General features: G+C 38.4%; 13 protein-coding genes. 1 reads left to right on the top strand and 12 read right to left on the bottom strand.

What is annotated here, in order from left to right:
* Positions 1-13: 13 nt before the first annotated feature.
* The gene (locus FC84_RS08525) at positions 14-2,107 is read right to left on the bottom strand and encodes a PBP1A family penicillin-binding protein (RefSeq protein WP_057757852.1); all 2,094 of its coding nucleotides are present in this window, start codon (positions 2,105-2,107) and stop codon (positions 14-16) included.
* A gap of 108 nt (positions 2,108-2,215) precedes the next feature.
* Here FC84_RS08525 and FC84_RS08530 point away from each other — a divergent pair, with 108 nt between their 5' ends.
* Positions 2,216-3,079 carry an RluA family pseudouridine synthase gene (locus FC84_RS08530; RefSeq protein ID WP_057757855.1) on the top strand — a complete coding sequence of 288 codons (864 nt, stop codon included), beginning with the start codon at positions 2,216-2,218 and terminating at the stop codon, positions 3,077-3,079.
* A 92-nt stretch (positions 3,080-3,171) separates the two neighbouring features.
* Here the strand turns inward: FC84_RS08530 and FC84_RS08535 are convergent, their stop codons facing one another.
* The 11 genes from FC84_RS08535 to adhE form a co-directional block, all read right to left on the bottom strand.
* Positions 3,172-4,128 carry an ABC transporter permease gene (locus FC84_RS08535; protein WP_057757858.1) on the bottom strand — a complete coding sequence of 319 codons (957 nt, stop codon included), beginning with the start codon at positions 4,126-4,128 and terminating at the stop codon, positions 3,172-3,174.
* Positions 4,125-5,249: an ABC transporter permease gene (locus tag FC84_RS08540; RefSeq protein WP_083479607.1), complete on the bottom strand. Its 1,125-nt coding sequence runs from the start codon at positions 5,247-5,249 to the stop codon at positions 4,125-4,127. The genes FC84_RS08535 and FC84_RS08540 overlap by 4 nt, the downstream gene beginning before the upstream one ends.
* Positions 5,249-6,790 (bottom strand): ABC transporter ATP-binding protein, encoded by a 1,542-nt coding sequence (locus tag FC84_RS08545; protein ID WP_057757861.1) that lies wholly within the window; start codon positions 6,788-6,790, stop codon positions 5,249-5,251. The genes FC84_RS08540 and FC84_RS08545 overlap by 1 nt, the downstream gene beginning before the upstream one ends.
* 142 nt (positions 6,791-6,932) lie before the next feature.
* Positions 6,933-8,015 carry a BMP family lipoprotein gene (locus tag FC84_RS08550; protein WP_057757864.1) on the bottom strand — a complete coding sequence of 361 codons (1,083 nt, stop codon included), beginning with the start codon at positions 8,013-8,015 and terminating at the stop codon, positions 6,933-6,935.
* 1,355 nt (positions 8,016-9,370) lie between these two features.
* Positions 9,371-10,054 (bottom strand): YczE/YyaS/YitT family protein, encoded by a 684-nt coding sequence (locus FC84_RS08555; protein WP_151425857.1) that lies wholly within the window; start codon positions 10,052-10,054, stop codon positions 9,371-9,373.
* Between the two features lie 114 nt (positions 10,055-10,168).
* The gene (locus FC84_RS08560) at positions 10,169-10,660 is read right to left on the bottom strand and encodes a PTS sugar transporter subunit IIA (protein ID WP_057757868.1); all 492 of its coding nucleotides are present in this window, start codon (positions 10,658-10,660) and stop codon (positions 10,169-10,171) included.
* Between the two features lie 34 nt (positions 10,661-10,694).
* Positions 10,695-11,165 (bottom strand): arginine repressor, encoded by a 471-nt coding sequence (locus tag FC84_RS08565; RefSeq protein WP_057757871.1) that lies wholly within the window; start codon positions 11,163-11,165, stop codon positions 10,695-10,697.
* A 10-nt stretch (positions 11,166-11,175) separates the two neighbouring features.
* Positions 11,176-12,867, bottom strand: coding sequence for an arginine--tRNA ligase (argS, locus tag FC84_RS08570; RefSeq protein WP_057757875.1), 1,692 nt, complete (start codon positions 12,865-12,867; stop codon positions 11,176-11,178).
* A gap of 271 nt (positions 12,868-13,138) precedes the next feature.
* On the bottom strand, positions 13,139-14,287 hold the full coding sequence (gene dinB, locus FC84_RS08575; protein WP_057757878.1) for a DNA polymerase IV: 1,149 nt from the start codon (positions 14,285-14,287) through the stop codon (positions 13,139-13,141).
* A gap of 45 nt (positions 14,288-14,332) precedes the next feature.
* Positions 14,333-15,787 carry a glucose-6-phosphate dehydrogenase gene (zwf, locus tag FC84_RS08580; protein ID WP_057757881.1) on the bottom strand — a complete coding sequence of 485 codons (1,455 nt, stop codon included), beginning with the start codon at positions 15,785-15,787 and terminating at the stop codon, positions 14,333-14,335.
* Positions 15,788-15,964: 177 nt separating this feature from the next.
* Entirely contained in the window at positions 15,965-18,571 is a 2,607-nt protein-coding gene (gene adhE, locus FC84_RS08585) for a bifunctional acetaldehyde-CoA/alcohol dehydrogenase (protein ID WP_057757884.1), read from the bottom strand.
* Positions 18,572-18,649 lie beyond the last annotated feature (78 nt).

Here is an 18,649-nt window from a genome sequence, read left to right on the forward strand (position 1 = left end):
ACTCCTTTGTTTTTTATCGGTCAAATAGACCCTTGATGCCATTATACCATTCATTAACCTGATCTTTAGCATTATCAAAAGATTTGCCAACATTATCACTAAAATCTGACAACCAATCACTACTACTTGAGTTTGTCGTTGATTTTTGACTGGCAATTGTTGCTGCATCTTTCGTCTTAAAGCTGGTCTTAGGCGTATAGGGTAAAATATTGGTCATCTCTTGTTTAAAGATACGAGTTGCATAACTTCCCGTCAAATAATGTGATTCATCTGTTTTGTCATAACCAACCCAAGTTGACACGACAATATCTGGGGTATAACCAACAACCCATTGATCTTTAGCACCGCTAGTTGGGTAACTATCTGGCACTTCCGTTGTGCCGGTTTTACCAGCAACTGTGTAACCATCAGGTTTGGCCACAACACCGGTCCCCTGATTAAAGACACCTAACATCATACTTGTCATTGTATCTGCAGTCTTTTGACTAAGCACAGTTTTAGTTTTAACTTTAGTATTGTCGACAATAACGGCCCCAGTGGCATCTACAATTTTAGTAATAAAGTGAGTCGTGGTCATTTTGCCATTATTAGCAAATGCTGTATAAGCTTGTGCCATTTGTAATGGTGAAACACCGGTCTGTAAACCACCAAGTGCTAAAGCTAAATTTTGATCAGCTTTGGGCACTTTAATTCCAAATTTTTCAACCGCAGCTACACCTTTATTAACACCAATTTGATCAAGTAACCAAACGGCCGGAACATTACGACTTTCAGCCAAAGCTTGATACATTGAAACCTTGCCTAAATAAGTGCCGTCAACATTAGTTGGATGGTACTTATTCTTACCAAAAGTCATATCCTTGTCTACTAACTCAGAATCATAATGATATCCATTTTCTAAAGCTGGTGTATAAACTGCCAATGGTTTAATCGCTGATCCTGGTTGTCGCTTGGCCATTGTTGCATAGTTATAACTTCTAAAGGTATGCGTCCCACGACGTCCGACAACTGCTAGTACGCCACCAGTATTTGGATTAACTGCCACTGATCCAGATTGTGCCATCGTCCCATCAGCACTACTTGGGAAAAGCCAATCATTATCATAAGCATTTTGCATTTGCGTTTGATAATTCTGATCCAAACCAGTGTAAATTTTATAGCCCTTATTTAAAATATCTGACTCTGAAATGCCATAGTCATTAATGGCTTCACTAATCACCGCATCAAAGTAATAAGGATAGCGATAAGAACTACTTGCAGAGTAAGCATTCGTAATCGTCAGTGTTTCTTGCTTTGCGGTGTCAGCTTGTGCCGTAGTAAGATATTTAGTTTGTGTCTCTAAATCTAAAATTAAATTACGACGACTAGTCGCATTTCTAGCATTTTTTATAGGATCATAGTAAGTTGGGTTGCGCAGCATTGCGGCCAAAGTTGCCCCCTGTGCTGCTGTTAATTCACTGGCATTTTTGCCAAAGTAGCGTTTAGACGCATCTTGCACACCCCAGACACCATTACCAAAATAGGCGTTGTTAAGATACATCGTCAAAATATCCTGCTTGCTGTAGACCCGATTAATTTCAATTGCCATAAACAACTCGGTTAGTTTGCGGCCAAAAGTTTGCTTTTGTGTGAGCAACATATTCTTAGCTAATTGCTGAGTAATGGTACTACCACCACCACTAATATTGCCGTGGTGAATCACATAACTAACCCCTGCACGTGCGAATCCCTTAATACTAAAACCAGGATTAGAATAAAAAGTACGATCTTCTGTTGCAATTACAGCGTGCTGAATATTCGGTGAAATCTTAGAAAGCTCCACAAAAGTTCCCTTTTGAGAATACAAACTTCCCGCCTTGTCGCCATCACGATCAATAATTTCAGTCGTCGTCTTTAATGACGCTTTTAAATCACCAACATTGGCGGTCTTTGCCTTAATCGTATAAAAAGTAGACACACCTAAAAAGACCAGTAATAAAGTCAATATTACCCATCTTGTTAGTTCAGCATGACGCCAAACCACTTTAAATTGTTGCCAAAATCGGCTAAGATAAGGATGCTTATTTTCAGCACCACTAGTTTTTGTTTTATTTTCTTTTCGTTTCATGTCATATCAACCATCCAATTAAATACAATTTTACCATGAACCGTTGATATTCCATCGGGCCGCGGCCGCATTTAATGCTTTTTTAGATAACCATAAGGAGTAACAAAATTGCAAACCAAATTTCAAATTGAACTGCCGCCAAATTTTGAACCATTAACAATTCGCCAATTATTACAGTCTTGGTTAATCCCCCGGAAATGGCAACATTTTTTGCGAATTGATCAAGCTATTAACGTCAATCATCGCTACCATCATTTTGATGAACAAGTTAAAGCGCATGATATTATTACATTGAATTTTGATTTTTTAACTGATAATGAACAAGCCTATTTACCCGATTTTACACAACAACCTCAAATTTTATTTGAAGATGAGACCACGCTGGTGGTAAATAAACCGGCTGGCATTAAAACTCATCCCAATCGACCAGACGAAAATGGTACGATGCTAAATATTCTACAAGCACATTATCCTAATATTTTAATTGTCCATCGTTTAGATCAGCAAACCAGCGGTGCATTGCTGGTTGCCAAGTCAACTGTTGCTGTCCCACTCTATAACCGCCAACTAGCAACTAAAGCAATGAAACGACATTATTTAGCTTGGGTTGAAGATTCCCATGAACAACTAACAACTGGTAAAATCACCTTACCAATTGGTCAAGATCCCGTAGATCAACGCAAACGCTGTGTTGATTTTAATCAAGGATTGACTGCGATCACTCATTATCAATTGGTTAAACATCAAGCTGGTAAAAGCTTATTAGCTTTAGATCTAGAAACCGGTCGCACGCATCAAATTCGCGTTCACTTAGCTGCCATTGGACATCCGATTATTGGTGACCCACTTTACCATCCTGATCATCCTCAGCAAAAAATGTTGCTTCACGGCGATCAGATTAATTTCACGCCGCCATTTTCTTTTACAACTAAGACGATTGAAGCCCCGTTACCCGATTATTTTCCTCATTAAAAAAAGTTGAAATGCTGTTATTCAGACAATTTTGTCTAAATCAGCATTTCAACTTTTTTATTTTACTTAATAATAATTCTTATTCAGTTAAATTATTTTGACTTAACATAGTTGGTTCCGTCAGCTTTTGGCATGACTGCCTTACCTAAGAACAGTACCAAAACGATAATCGTTAAGACATAGGGTGCAACTTGTAGATAAACAGCTGGAATTTTGGCAATTCCCGGTAATTGGCCGCCAATAATACTCAAACTTTGGGCAAAACCGAAAAATAAAGCCGCGCCCATTGCACCAATTGGATTCCACTTACCAAAAATCATCGCCGCCATGGAGATATAACCTTGACCCACGATCGTTCCGGCAGAGAAATTACCAGAGATTGATTGGGCAAAAATGGCGCCACCAATACCACCAAGCAAACCAGAAATAATCACACCGGAATAACGTAAACGATAAACATTTAATCCTAAGGTGTCAGCTGCTTGTGGATTTTCACCAACAGAACGAAGATGAAGTCCAAAGCGAGTCTTATAAAGGATCCACCAAGCTAAGATGGCCACAATAATTGCAATATAAGCCAACAAGGAAGTATCTTTAAAGAAAATTTGGCCAATAACCGGAATTTTAGACAAACCTGGAAAACTAAAGTAACCAAAGTTTTGGGCAATATTGTCTGTTTGACCTTTTGCATAAATTGCCTTAACCAAGAAGACACTTAAAGCAGGTGCTAGTAGGTTAATCACCGTACCACTAATAATGTGATCCGCACGGAAATTAATCGTGGCCATGGCATGTAATAAAGAAATAGCAATGCCGACAACTGCACCAACAATTAAGCCCAGCCATGGTGTGGCTTTACCAAATGTATCAGCAAAAGTTAAGTTAAAGACAACTGAGCTGAACGCCCCCATAACCATAATACCTTCCAAGCCGACGTTAACGATCCCGCCGTTTTCAGAGAATGCACCACCAATCGCAGTGAAAATCAAAGGTGTTGAAAAAACAAAGGTTGATGAAACGATTAACGATAACATGCTAACCCAGTTCATATCTCTGATCCTCCTTTCGGTTGATGAATGACTTGTTCTGGTTTGGCTCCTGTATTAGTACCAGTAGCTTTTTTCTGCTTAAATAATAAGCCAATGACATAATCAATTGCCACGAAGAAAATAATAGCAGCGATCACAATATTAACAATTTCAAATGGCACACCGGCACCAGTCTGCATTCCCAGACCACCGATTTTTAAAATACTGAATAATAATGACGCTAATAAAATACCTAAAGCACTGCCGCCACCTAATAAGGCAACTGACATGCCATCAAAACCAATCGATAATGATGATGTCTGTGTGAAGAAGTTTTGATAAGTCCCTAAACCTTCAACAACCCCACCTAAGCCAGAAAGAACACCAGAAATTACCATCGATAAAATAATGGTTTTCTTACTGCTCATCCCTGCATATTCTGATGCAAAAGGATTCATACCCACTGAACGGATTTCAAATCCCAGTGTTGTTTTCTTCATCATAATCCAAAAAATAATGATAGCGATGACAGCTAAAAATAGACCGGCATTAATTCGTGAGCCGCCAAAAATATTTTGTAACCAGCCCATTCTTAATGAAGCATGGGCGCTAATCGTTTGGGTAGAGTCAGTACTGGAACGAAAACTTTTTGGCATCACATTTTGCAATAAATAAGTACTGGTGTACAGCACAACATAGTTCAACATAATGGTCACGATAACTTCGCTGGTACCAAAGAAAGCACGCAAAACACCTGGAATTGCACCAATTAAACCACCAGCTAAAGCACCAACAATAATGGCCAACGGCAATAAGAGATAAGTTGGTAGATTTGGATAAGCCAAAGCTACCCAAACACTAGCCACCCAACCAGCCAAAGCTTGACCGGACATCCCAATGTTGAAAAATCCAGCAGAATAAGCAACTGAGAAGCCTAAGGCTGTAAAGATCAATGGCGTTGCTTGGCGAAGGGTTTCACCAATGCCAGACATACTGCCTAAAGCGCCTTGGAACATCGATGTGTAGGCTTGAATTGGTGAATAACTAAAGATAAGCATCACAATGGCCCCAACCAAAAAGCCCAATAAGATAGAAATTAAAGGAACTAAAATCTTTTTAATAGGTTGACTGACTTTCAACATTATTTCACCTCCTGGGCTGCTGCTTGAACACTTGAACCAGCCATTAATAGACCTAATTCTTGTTCAGTGGTTGTTTCTGGATGAACTTCGCCGGCAATTTTGCCATCATGAAGCACAATAATGCGATCTGATAAATTCATAATCTCGTCTAATTCAAAACTAACAAGTAAAACGGCCTTACCTTGGTCACGCTGATCGATTAATTGACGGTGAATATACTCAATCGCACCGACGTCCAAGCCACGAGTTGGCTGAGAAACAATGATTAAATCAGCATTACGATCTAACTCCCGGGCAACGATTGCCTTTTGCTGGTTACCACCAGAAAGCTCACCAGCCTTGAGCTGCTCATTAGTTGTACGAATATCGTATTCTCTAATTAATCGTAAAGCTTCTTTACGCATTTCATGATAATTTAAAATACCATGGCGACTCATTGGCTTTTGATAATAAGTTTGTAAAGCCAGATTTTCTGAGAGCGACATTTGCAGAACCAGACCATATTTTTGCCGGTCTTCGGGAACGTGCGCCACTCCTGTTTCTGTAATCTTTCGTACTGGTGCATTCGTGACGTCCTTGCCTTGAATAACGACTGAACCAGCCGCTACTTTTCGCAAGCCAGTTAAAGCTTCAATCAGTTCTGTTTGACCATTACCATCAATGCCAGCAATACCCAAGATTTCGCCACCATGAACTGTGAAATCAATGCCTTTAACTGCTGGTAGACCCCGACTTTCGTTAACCTTAAGTCCCTTAACGTTTAAAATTGGTGCACCAATTTTAGCCGGATCCTTAGGGATCTTAAAAGTAACACTATGGCCTACCATCATTTCGGCAAGTTCTTCACTGGTTGTTCCTTTAACTTCAACGGTGTCAATACTTTTACCGCGACGAATAACTGTACAACGATCAGCAGCGTGGCGAATTTCATCTAGTTTATGGGTGATGAGAATGATTGACTTGCCCTCAGCAACTAAGCTCTTCATAATGCCAATTAATTCTTCAATTTCCTGTGGCGTTAAAACAGCGGTTGGTTCATCAAAAATTAAAATATTAGCACCACGATACAAAGTTTTAAGAATTTCGGCACGTTGTTGCATCCCAACTGAAATATCACGAACTTTGGCATTTGGATCAACAGCTAAACCATATTTATCCGATAATTCTTTAATTTCTTTCGTTGCTTTTTTACGATCAATCACACCTAGATGGCTAGGCTCATTACCAAGAATAATATTTTCGGTAACCGTAAAGGCATCTACCAACATAAAATGTTGATGTACCATACCTATTCCTAAGCGATTAGCTGCCGTGGGACTATCGATTTTGACAGGTTCACCGTTTAACAGAATCTCACCGGAAGTTGGCTCTAATAGACCTGATAAAATATTCATTAAAGTTGATTTGCCAGCGCCGTTTTCTCCTAATAAAGCATGAATTTCGCCAGGCTTTACTTTTAGATCGACTTGATCATTTGCTTTAAAACCACCAAAGTCTTTAGTGATTTTACGCATTTCAACTACATACTCTGACTTTGTCATTGCGACCTCACATTTCTAGGAATCTACACTTCATACAGAACCGAACTGCTTCATAGACAATTGCTTGTCTTTAAGTTAAATACTGACAAAAATACTCCTCGGCTGCATGAGCGAAGGAGTATTCTGGTCAATCTATACGCTTTTACTTAGCAGGATGTTCTGGTACTGTAATTTTCCCATCAATAATTTGTTGTTTAGCTTCCTTAACAGCATCTTTAGCCTTGGTTGAGAGTTGACCGTCAGTTAAACCAACGCCATCTTGCTTCAAACCGTAAGTTAAATGCTTGCCACCAGGGAACTTACCCTTCATTGCTTGATTGGATAAATCTTCTGTTACAGCACCGACACCCTTGAGTGTTGATGTCAAAGTAAAGTTAGCTGATTTACCATCTTTAGTCTTGTATTTACCTTCTGCAGATTGGTCACGGTCAACACCGATAACCCATACTTTCTTAGAACCATCTTGATTAATAGCCTTAGCTTCTTGGAATACACCATTACCAGTTGCACCAGAAGCATGGAAGATAATATCTGCGCCCTGTGAATACATACCTTGAGCAATTGATTTACCCTTGTCAGGAGCGTTGAAATCACCTGCATATTGATTAATAACCGTGATTGATTTACCTAACTTCTTAGCACCTTCTTTAACACCAGCTGCAAAACCAGCATCAAAGCGGTCAATAACGTCACCTTTAACACCACCGATAAAACCAACCTTGTTGGTCTTAGTCGTATATGCTGCTGCTACACCAGCTAAATATGATGATTCATTGTCTTTAAACGTTGCTGAAACAACATTCTTAACCCCTTCGATTGAGTCGTCAATAATGACGAAGTTAGTCTTAGGTGAATCTTTTGCTGATTGCTTAATGGCTGGTTGTAACTTATAACCGATACCAAAGATTGTCTTGAATCCTGCTTGTGTTGCTTGGTTAATATTCGGAATGTAATCGGATTCGTTAGATGATTGGAAATATTGATATCCTGAATTACCCCGAGATAAATCATGTGACTTGCCCCAAGCTTGCAGACCTTCCCATGCGGATTGATTAAAGGAGCGGTCATCAACACCACCGGTATCAGTGATTAATGCAACAGTGTGCTTAGTCGTCTCAGATTTCCCTGAGTTGCCCGTACCTGATTTCTTACCTGCGCAGCCGGCCAAGGTTAATGCAACAACTGCGGTTAAAACAGCAGTAGCGAAAACTTTTGCTTTTTTCATTTCTGTAAAGCCCTCCTAAAAAAGTTTGTTCAGCAATCTTTGGATCGTTAGAACCGAATTAATTAAAATGAGTTGTCCTAGGAGACGCAACTCATGGTATTAGGGGTATCAACCCCGCGAAGTGACACTTATGCTCAATTAATGATAAAACAGCAATTATTTAATGTACGAACATTCTTAATAAAACTTAACAAAATAGTTAGCTTATGTCAATTTAAACCAAAAATTGGTCAAAAAGCGATTTAATTAGTCAGTAGCCATGATGTAAGAGCTTTATCATCGTTTACTAAATCATTAATTGAAATAAAATTGTAATATGATCATCACAATTAATGGGAATTCTCATTAATTAGAATAGCGCTTACTTTATTAACTAAAAAAATATCAACTACCCATAACTGTTCTTAATGCTATTATATCTTATTGACCTTTAGTATAGCGAATTTAACCATTCTTTGAAACAAAAATGAGATGAATTTATTTTATTAACTATGATCAGATTATCACGAGAAAACCAATTAAACAAGTACTAGCAAAACACGATAATAGCGCACAAAAATCGACGCACTTTTTAATGATTATTCACTTAACTTAATTTATTAAAATTATTTATGTATAAATCATGCTCATTATCTCATCTTACCTTCACTTTTGAAAAGTTTTCTTTATTTACAATAAAAGACGACCTAGCTGAACTAATTCACCAGCTAAGTCGCCCTTTGGAGATGTAAAGAGAAGTCAGATGCGTTTTGCATATCTTTCGTAATATCTAACACCTCATGCTATTCAATTATCTCAACAAACACAGCTATCATGCTGACAAATCCTTTGCTAGTCGTGCCTGTTGTCTTTACTACAGCTTCGTTGATATTACGACTAAGCTGTCAATGCTATTGGTAACGTCTTCTGATTCACATCAGTTAACAACTACCGTGGCAATTTGCTTTTTATCCAAGCACTGAACGAATCAGTTAACTTGGTTCAAACACGATGACTAACTCGTCATCGCCTTATCTGTTGAAACGTCCTAAATTCTCATTCGAACGAATCGGTCATTCACAATCTACTTAGATACTAACGATCTGTTGGATCACGAACTCAACTTCAGCGCGATACTGTTGCTAAAGTTCAAAAGCTAGAGAACCTTGCTGTTATGCCCTTCAGACTCTACAGAGTATTCTCTTCTGACACCACTCAACTTGGCCTTTGTTGAGTATCACTTGACTAATGATCACTAGTACTTCTGCTAAACCTAATGTCTAGCTGAGCACCTGCTCCTCTTTACATATATATCGTAACAAGGATTGTAATCGTTTGCAATTAATACGCTCACAACTTGGCTCTAAGTTGAACGGCTACTTTCCACTTGATAATTCTGGATCCGATCTGCGAAGCCAAGCGGTTAATTGGGGGAATCGTTCTTCAATATAGCCAACAATTCGCCCAGATAATAGCGCTGATAAAATAGTCCCTTCACGAACACCAATCAGTTGGCGACTGAAGATTAGACTAATCAAAACAGCACCTAAAACCATTGCCATATCCACCCGGACTTTGGTCTTAGCAAAAGGTCTATCGCGACGAAAAGCAATCGCTGCTGCAATCCCCTCGCCGGCCATCATTAATGTCTGCGAATTAACTTCAAAAAAGACCCCAATTGCTAATAAAACAATACTAATTAAAGTTAAACCAAGTTGCAGCCAGTAACCAGTTGGTTTAATAAACTTAAACAATTGAACAAACCAGTCAATCATCGTCCCAAAAAAAATTGATGGTATCAGTTGGATAACATTACTCCAGCCAAAATAACGACGCAATACTAGCCATTCTAAACTGACGAGTAGAAACATATAGAAAATGGTCCACTGACCAATTGACAATCTAGTTAATCCACTTAAAACATTAGGAATACTTGAAATTGGTGAGGTTCCTAATAACGCAATTTTAGCTAAAGCCACACTTGCTGCCATTAAAGCAATCCCAAAAACTAAACAAGCAAAATGCCGCAGTGTTCCTAATAATCCCCATTCTTTAATCACGATTAAGCTCCTCTTTTCCTAATTGAAACCAAATAAAAATAACCAACCATCTTCTTAACAATGATGACAACCATTGTTAAGAAGATAATTGATTACTTAGTCAAAACTATCATATCACAATTTTACCTGGCCAATGCGGTGACCGCCTGCAACTGGTCCATAATCAATTTTTAAAGTTGCCGCTAATTCTTCCGAATTGATAAAAGTGACGACAACTGTATCATCAAAACCACGAGCACGGATGCGACCAAAATTAGCAGCCGCAATCCGTTGCCCACCGCGTACCTCTTGACCACGTTTAACGCGAATATGAAACGAACCACTGGGTATCATTGAAGTATTTAATCCTAAATGAAGTAACACTTCTAACCCATTGGTCATGCGAATACCAATAGCGTGTTGCGTTGACGCCACTAACATAATCTGGCCAGATACTGGTGCGTAAATAAAATTATCCGTCGGTTCTATTGCAAAACCATCGCCCAAATTCTTTTGTGCTAAAACAGGATCACGGACTTTAAGCAAATCAACAACTTCGCCTTCAACAGGTGCAACGATTGTTGATGAATCAGATTTTTTGACAAAGCCAAACTTTAACCATGCCAAGATAATTGCTCCTTAACTAAAAATAGCCAAATTTTTATAGCAAACGCAAATGATCTTTTAAATAGTCAGACAATGTTTCTGCCTGCGCTATATCTTTACAAAAGGCAACAACTGTATCATGTCCAGCAATTGTTCCTAAAATATCAGTTGGCGGTGTATCGCGCAAATCATCAAGTGCAGCGGCCAAAAAGTTACCATAACTTGGGCTCGTATGAATAATCACTAAAAACTCAACCGTATCAATTGACTTGGTCACTGTTTTTAATGCCGAAAAAAGGCGGGCTTGGGCGTCACCGGTTGTCTCTGTTGACAACTTCAAATAACGCGACTTACCATACTCATCACGCATTTTAGTGATTTTTAATTCGCGCAAATCACGAGATAAAGTTGCCTGAGTCGTCCGTACACCATATTCATGCAAATACGCCTGCAACTCTTCTTGCGTGTGAACCAGATGTTCTTGAATAATTTTTTGTAAAATAACCTGACGCTCTTTTTTCTTCATAACACTTCACCTACATTTCTGTTGGTGCTTGCACACCTAACAAGGATAACGCTTGTGTTAAGACTTGGCTAGTTGCTTGAACTAACGCCAAGCGTGCGTTTAATTCGTCATCTTCAACCAAGATTTTTGAATTTGCGTAGTATTTATTAAAGGTCTTAGCTAAACGTAATGCGTACTTAGCAATGACAGAAGGTTCATATTCACGGGCTGCACGTAAAATCGTTGCCGGGAAATCAGCTAAAGTTTTTAAAGTATCCCAAGCGGCGGGATCAGCTAGAGTTAACTGACCATTAAGATCAACTCCACGTTGTGCTTTACGCAAGATACTTTGGGCACGCGCGTTAGAGTATTGTACGTAAGGACCAGTTTCACCTTCAAAACGGACGACTTCACCTAAACTAAAATCAAAGCTATCCATACGATCGTTCTTCAAATCATGAAAAACAACGGCGCCAACGCCAACTTGATCAGCAACTTGATCAGCGTTAGCTAAATCAGGGTTCTTGGCAGAAATTTGTTCTTTAGCCAAACCAACAGCTTCGTCCAAAACTTTATCAAGCAAAACAACATTACCCTTACGTGTTGATAATTTCTTGCCATCTTTGGTAATTAAACCAAATGGTACATGAACAATTTCATCGGCCCAATCATCACCCATTTTCTTCAAAACGGCTTTTAATTGTTTAAAATGTTCTGTTTGTTCGCTACCAACAACATAAAGTGATTTAACAAAGTGGAATTGGTTATAACGGTCAATAGCTGCTGCTAAATCCCGCGTAATATATAAGGTTGCGCCATCTGTCCGCTTAATCAATGCTGGCGTTAAGTTTTCAACTGTCAAATCAACAATTTGAGCACCTTGGCTCATTTCTAATAAACCCTTTTCAGTCAATTCATCAACAACTGGATCCATTTTGTCATTGTAATAAGCTTCACCATTGTAAGAATCAAAGGTAATCCCTAAACGATCATAAATCTTCTGGAATTCAGCTAATGACAAACCACGGAACCATTCCCATAAATGAGTTGCTTCAGGATCGCCATCTTCTAGTTTTTTAAACCAAGCGCGGCCTTCATCATTTAATTCAGGATCTTCTTCGGCAGCTTCATGGAATTGAACGTAATATTTCAACAAGTTACCAATTGGGTCAGCTTTGATTTCTTCTTCGCTACCCCACTTGTGATAACCTACAATTAACTTACCAAACTGAGTACCCCAGTCGCCAAGATAGTTAATTTTAATTGGTTTGTAACCAATTTTTGCTAAAATATTGGCTAATGAATTACCAATAACTGTAGAGCGTAAGTGTCCCATTGACATTGGCTTAGCAATATTAGGTGAAGACATATCAATTGGTACATTACCTTGCTGACCAATATTATCGTCACCGTAATGATCACCTGCACTGATCACTTCTTGTAAAGTTGCTTCGGCAAATTCACCTTTATCTAAGAAAAAGTTAACATAAGCGCCTGTTGCAACAATTTGTTCATATGGTGCTTTATCAATTTGTTCAACTAACTCAGCCGCAATTTTTTGTGGTGCTTGGTGGCGTGATTTAGCCAAAATAAATGTTGGAAAAGCATAATCACCTAATTTTGAAGTCTTGGGAACTTCCAATAAATTCATAATTTGTTCAGCAGATAATTCATCTGCTAAAGCAGATTGTAAACTGTTAACGATCGTTGACTTAATATCCAAAGTCATCCTCCTTTTTCCATACGAAAACCCGCCCCCACTTAATCAGAGACGGGAATCACACGATCACTCTAATGAATGATTACCTAGTCTTTTAACTTAGTATGCCATAACTCTTTCAAGCTTATCGTTCATCTTAACCTTAGGATGAACGGCTAATGATTAAATTCCATTGCATTAGCAATTAATTTATACATTAAGTATACATACTTTATTAGCAGAATACCACAATCAGTCCATTAAATTTCCAATAATTTGATAAAGCTGTTCCAAATTATTGTTCGAATAATGGTAAATCAATGTTCTCAAAACTTTGCGGATATAAATCCGTAACAGTGACGCCCAACAAGCGAATGCCATCTGCAAGATCACCATAAGTTTGCCACAACTGCCAAGCAATTTTAAAAATCTGCTCGGCCTCATTTAAATATTGGTCAACAGATTGGCGTTTGGTCGTGGTCACAAAATCACTATTCCGCATTTTAAGGACTAAAACACGTCCATGTAATTGTTTTTTTGCAAGTTCTTCAGCAACCAGTTGACTAATTAATTGCAATTGACGTTTAACCCGTTCTTCAGCTTGAATCTCTGGACTATAGGTTCGTTCTTTACCAATAGAACGTCGCTTACGTTGACCTTGAACTGGACTATCATCAACACCACGTGCATGCTGGTACATTATAAATCCCATTTTGTTAAAACGCCGAATCAAAGTCATTTGCGGTACTTTAATTAAATCGCCACCGGTATAAATATTCAAGTCATGCAAAACCGCCTGTGTTTTTTTACCAACACCAAAAAATTGTTCAATTGGTAAATCATGGAGAAAAACCAATGCTTGTTCGGGACGAATAATAGTTCGACCGATAGGTTTATTATGATCGGATGCAACTTTTGCTAAAAATTTATTATAAGAGATACCCAGTGAACAAGTTAAATGCGTCTCTTTAAAAATTTGTTGTTGAATCCACTTCGCTAATTTAATTGTGTTTGGTTCTTGCTTTTTATTATGGGTCACATCCAAAAAAGCCTCATCTAGCGAAATTGGTTCAATCATTTCAGTAACTTGATGAAAAATCTGATGAACCTGGTTAGAAACTTGACGGTAAAGGTCAAAGTGTGGTGGTACAAAAACCAGTTCATTGCTGGGAATTAATTTCAAGGCTTGGGCAGCTGGCATTGCTGAATGAACACCATAGCGACGGGCCACATAATTAGCCGTAGTCACAACCCCATGCCCATGATTTTTGCGTGGATCATGGGCAATTACAACAGCTTTATTTTTTAACTCAGGATGTTCCCGAATCTCAACCGAAGCATAAAAAGCATCCATATCAACGTGAATGATTTTGCGTTCTGTATGATATTGTAGTGGCACTTCTAACCATTCAGCCAAATCAACACCTCCAAGCACATTAAACATAAAATCCGAATGACAAGAAGTCATTCGGATTTTATAAAGTAATCATTAACCTTGGTAAATCCAATGGCGACCAGTTTTACTTAATAACTCATCAGCAGCTTTAGGCCCCATTGTACCGGACTGATAATTAGGAAAGTCAATATCTTTTTCTTGTGACCAAGCTTTGCGAATGGCATCAACGAAATGCCATGAGCCAGTCATACCTTCCCATTGTGCAAAGTTACCTTGCTTGCCTAACATCGCCTCTAAAAGCAAACGTTCATAAGCATCAGGAACTTGTTTTTGTTGATCTTCATTTAATAAATACTGTAATTGATCAACTTTTATTAAGCTACTAGTTCCAATTTCTTTACCATTTAAAGTCAACTCAATCCCTAGGTCAGGTTCAACTTCAATCGTTAAAACTGGACTAGCTGGTTGTTCAGTAAAAAGTTCAGATTGATCAGCTTTAAAGACAACATCAATCCGAGTCTTTTTAGCTGGCAATCGTTTACCAGTTCTGACATAGAAGGGTACGCCCTGCCATTGTGGCATATCTAAATCAATTTCACCAGCCACAAATGTTTCAACCGTAGAATTAGCGTCAATCTTGTCCTCATTGCGGTAAGCGGCTTGTTTACCGGAAGCATCTTCACCATATTGCCCACGAACAAACTTAGCTTGAACTTGTTCAGGTGTATAAACTGGTAAGCTAGCAAAAACTTGACTTTTTGCCTGATTAATCGCGCGATCATCATATTTTTCTGGACGTGGAAAAGCAAGCATGGCCACAATTTGCATGATATGATTTTGAACCATATCCCGCAAAGCACCACTAGTCTCATAATAGCCACCACGTTCTTCAACACCTAAGGACTCAGCTAATGTAATTTGAATATTATCAATATAATCACGATTCCAAACAGCATTTAAGAATGGATTAGCAAAACGGATGCATGGAATATTTTGGACCATTTCTTTGCCAAGATAATGATCAATCCGAAAGACTTGATCTTCATCAAACGTATTAACAATTGCATTATTCAAGGCTAAAGCAGATTCATAATCATGGCCAAATGGCTTCTCAATAATTAAGCGATTATAGCCATCATGACTTAACAGATGTTCTGAACGTAAATGTTCAGCAATGGTTCCAAATAATGATGGTGCCATTGCCATATAGAACAGACGATTGCCGCCAATTTGATATTTGTCGTCTAATTTATCGATCACATTTTTTAAGGCAACGTAGTGTTCTGAATCCTGAACATCGTGCGATTGGTAGTAGAAATGTTCAGCAAAAGCTTGACGTTGCTCAAGTGTCCCGTCAGATAAGTTTTCAATCACACCTTCACGGAAGAATTCATGCGTCCATGGACGTCTAGCTGTACCGATGACGGCAAAGTGTTTGTTTAAAGACCCCTTTAAATAAAGCTGGAATAATGCTGGATATAATTTTCGATGAGCTAAATCACCTGAACCACCAAAAATAACAACTAGCGTTTTATTTTCTGTCACCATAAGTTTATATTGACCTCTTCCAAACGTATTTACACCTATATTATTCTACACTAAGTTAAGCTATATTTTAAGCACTTTAACTTTACATTGGTAAGTATTCTGTCACAATTCGGATTAAAATCTAAAGCTAACAAAAAAATACTCCGAAAAATTTTCGGAGTATTTCTTATTTAATCATTATTTTTTAGCAAAACTTGATTTAGGACCTTCATATTCATCCAAAATAATTTGCTTCATGTCTGCAATTAAAGGTTCTTTAGGGTTTGTAATTGTGCAGTTATCTTCGTAAGCTAATTCAGCTAAACGTTCTGCAGCACTTGTTACTTGTTCTTTAGTTACGCCTTGAGCTTTCAAGGACATTTTAATACCAACACTTTCAGCCAATTCAACAATTGCCTTAATTAAAGCATCAACTAATTCTTCAGTGGTGTTACCTTTCAAGCCAACGTAGCGTGCAATTTCAGCGTAATCTTCATCAGCACGGAAGTAGTTGTACTTAGCCCATGGTTGACGTTTAGTTGGTACTAATGAGTTGTATTTAATAACGTGTGGCATCGTGATTGTAATAACACGGCCGTGAGGTAAATGATATTCGCCACCAAGTTTATGAGCAATAGAATGGTTAATACCTAACAAGGCATTAGCAAAAGCCATACCAGCCATTGTTGAAGCATCATGCATGTTAGCGCGAGCTTCTTTGTCACCTTCATAACTCTTCTTTAAGTTATCAAAGACTAATTTAGCTGCTTGTAAGCTTAAACCACGAGTATAGTGAGAAGCCATTGTTGAAACAAAACTTTCAATTGCGTGGCATAAAACGTCTAAACCAGAGTCAGCAACAACAGTCTTAGGAACTGTTTCGATGAACTGAGCATCAACAATTGCAACGTTTGGTGTTAATGCGTAATCAGCTAATGGGTACTTAATACCTGTTTCGCTATCTGTAATGACGGCAAATGGTGTTACTTCAGAACCAGTACCTGAAGTTGTTGGAATACATACTAACTTAACATCATCCATAGTTGGGAACTTGTAGGTCCGCTTACGAATATCCATGAATTTTTGCTTAGCGCCCCAGAATGAAGCATCTGGATGTGAGTAGAATAACCACATACCTTTAGCTGCATCCATAACTGAACCACCACCGATAGCAATGATCGTATCAGGTTTGAAGGAACGCATTGCTTCAGCACCTTTATAAACTGTGTCTGAAGATGGATCAGGTTCAACATCAACGAAAGTTTGGAAAATAACTGGCTCTTGGCGGCGATTCAAAGTATCTTCTACTTTTTTGACATAGCCAAGTTTAGCCATACCTTGATCACCTACGATAAAAACCCGTTTTAAGCCTTCCATCTTTTCCAGATAGTTAACTGAGTTTTTTTCGAAGTAGATTTTAGAAGGCAACTTTACCCATTGCATGTTGTTACGACGCATTGCAACTGTCTTAATGTTTAATAAGTCAAATGCACCAACGTTATGTGAGACTGAGTTATGTCCGTAAGAACCACAACCCAATGTCATAGATGGGATCATATTGTTGTAAAGATCACCAATACCACCAAAAGTAGATGGTTGGTTAACTAAAATCCGTGATGCATGCATCTTAGTACCAAAATCAATACTTAAATCTTCATCAGCAGTGTGAATAGCAGCAGAATGACCTTTACCACCTAATTCAAGCATCGCTTGGCAAAGTGCAAAACCATCTTTGTGATCTTTAGCTTTAACCATTGCCAAAACTGGGGATAATTTTTCACGTGATAGTGGAAATTCATCGCCAACACCATCAATTGGTGTAACCAAGACAACAGTGTCATTAGGTACAGTGATGCCAGCTAAACCGGCAATTTCGATTGCTGAATGACCAACAATTTTACCATTAACGGCATGTTTAACAGGATCAATGACAACTTCAGTCAAGCGTTTAACTTCTTCTTCATTTGCCACATAGGCATGTTGTGCCTTTAATTCTGCTAAAACATCGTTATAGATTTCATGGTCAACAATGATTGCTTGTTCAGAAGCACAAACCATACCGTTATCAAATGATTTAGAAACCAATGTATCATTAACGGCTTGTTTAATATTAGCTGTCTTTTCAATGTAAGAAGGTACGTTACCAGGTCCAACGCCTAAAGCAGGTTTACCAGTTGAGTAAGCAGCTTTAACCATGCCAGGGCCACCAGTTGCGATAACTGAAGCAACACCAGGGTGATTCATTAAAGTTTGTGTTGCTTCAATACTTGGTGTTGAAACATATGCTAAGGCGCCTTCAGGTAAGCCAGCTTCTTCAGCAGCAACCCGGATGCAATCTAAGGCAGCAGCAGAACATTTTTGAGCGGCTGGATGGAATGCAAAGATAATTGGATTACGAGTTTTAATTGCAATTAATGCGTTCATCATTGTTGTTGAAGTTGGGTTAGTTGTTGGTGTAACACCGGCTAAAACGCCAAGAGGTTCAGCAATTTTAACTAATTTGTGGTCTTCATCTTTTTCAATAACGCCAACAGTTTTATTGTTTTTAATTGAGTTCCAAATTTCTTCAGTTGCAAACATATTTTTAACGGCTTTGTCTTCATAAACACCGCGGCCAGTTTCTTCAACGGCCATTTTAGCTAATTTCATATGATCATTTAAGCCAGCGATTGCCATTTGGTGCACAATGTGGTCGATTTGTTCTTGATTAAAGTCTTCTAAAATATCAAGCGCTTTATTCGCCTTTGCAACAAGTTCTTCGATCATCGTACTAACTTCGTTTGTCTTTGTTTCAGTCTTTGACATGGGTGAATCCTCCTCAGAATTTCACAAATTAGTTATCCATTTCACAAAAATTATATTACCCTATTTCATTTTGTTTGT

The organism is Lapidilactobacillus dextrinicus DSM 20335, assembly GCF_001436095.1.
Lineage (GTDB): Bacteria > Bacillota > Bacilli > Lactobacillales > Lactobacillaceae > Lapidilactobacillus > Lapidilactobacillus dextrinicus.

Excerpts from the sequence above, each read along its gene's own strand:
- FC84_RS08550 (WP_057757864.1), bottom strand. The coding sequence starts at position 8,015 with ATGAAAAAAGCAAAAGTTTTCGCTACTGCTGTTTTAACCGCAGTTGTT.
- FC84_RS08540 (WP_083479607.1), bottom strand. The coding sequence starts at position 5,249 with ATGTTGAAAGTCAGTCAACCTATTAAAAAGATTTTAGTTCCTTTAATT.
- dinB (WP_057757878.1), bottom strand. The coding sequence starts at position 14,287 with ATGTTTAATGTGCTTGGAGGTGTTGATTTGGCTGAATGGTTAGAAGTG.
- FC84_RS08525 (WP_057757852.1), bottom strand. The coding sequence starts at position 2,107 with ATGAAACGAAAAGAAAATAAAACAAAAACTAGTGGTGCTGAAAATAAG.
- FC84_RS08565 (WP_057757871.1), bottom strand. The coding sequence starts at position 11,165 with ATGAAGAAAAAAGAGCGTCAGGTTATTTTACAAAAAATTATTCAAGAA.
- FC84_RS08545 (WP_057757861.1), bottom strand. The coding sequence starts at position 6,790 with ATGACAAAGTCAGAGTATGTAGTTGAAATGCGTAAAATCACTAAAGAC.
- zwf (WP_057757881.1), bottom strand. The coding sequence starts at position 15,787 with ATGGTGACAGAAAATAAAACGCTAGTTGTTATTTTTGGTGGTTCAGGT.
- FC84_RS08535 (WP_057757858.1), bottom strand. The coding sequence starts at position 4,128 with ATGAACTGGGTTAGCATGTTATCGTTAATCGTTTCATCAACCTTTGTT.
- adhE (WP_057757884.1), bottom strand. The coding sequence starts at position 18,571 with ATGTCAAAGACTGAAACAAAGACAAACGAAGTTAGTACGATGATCGAA.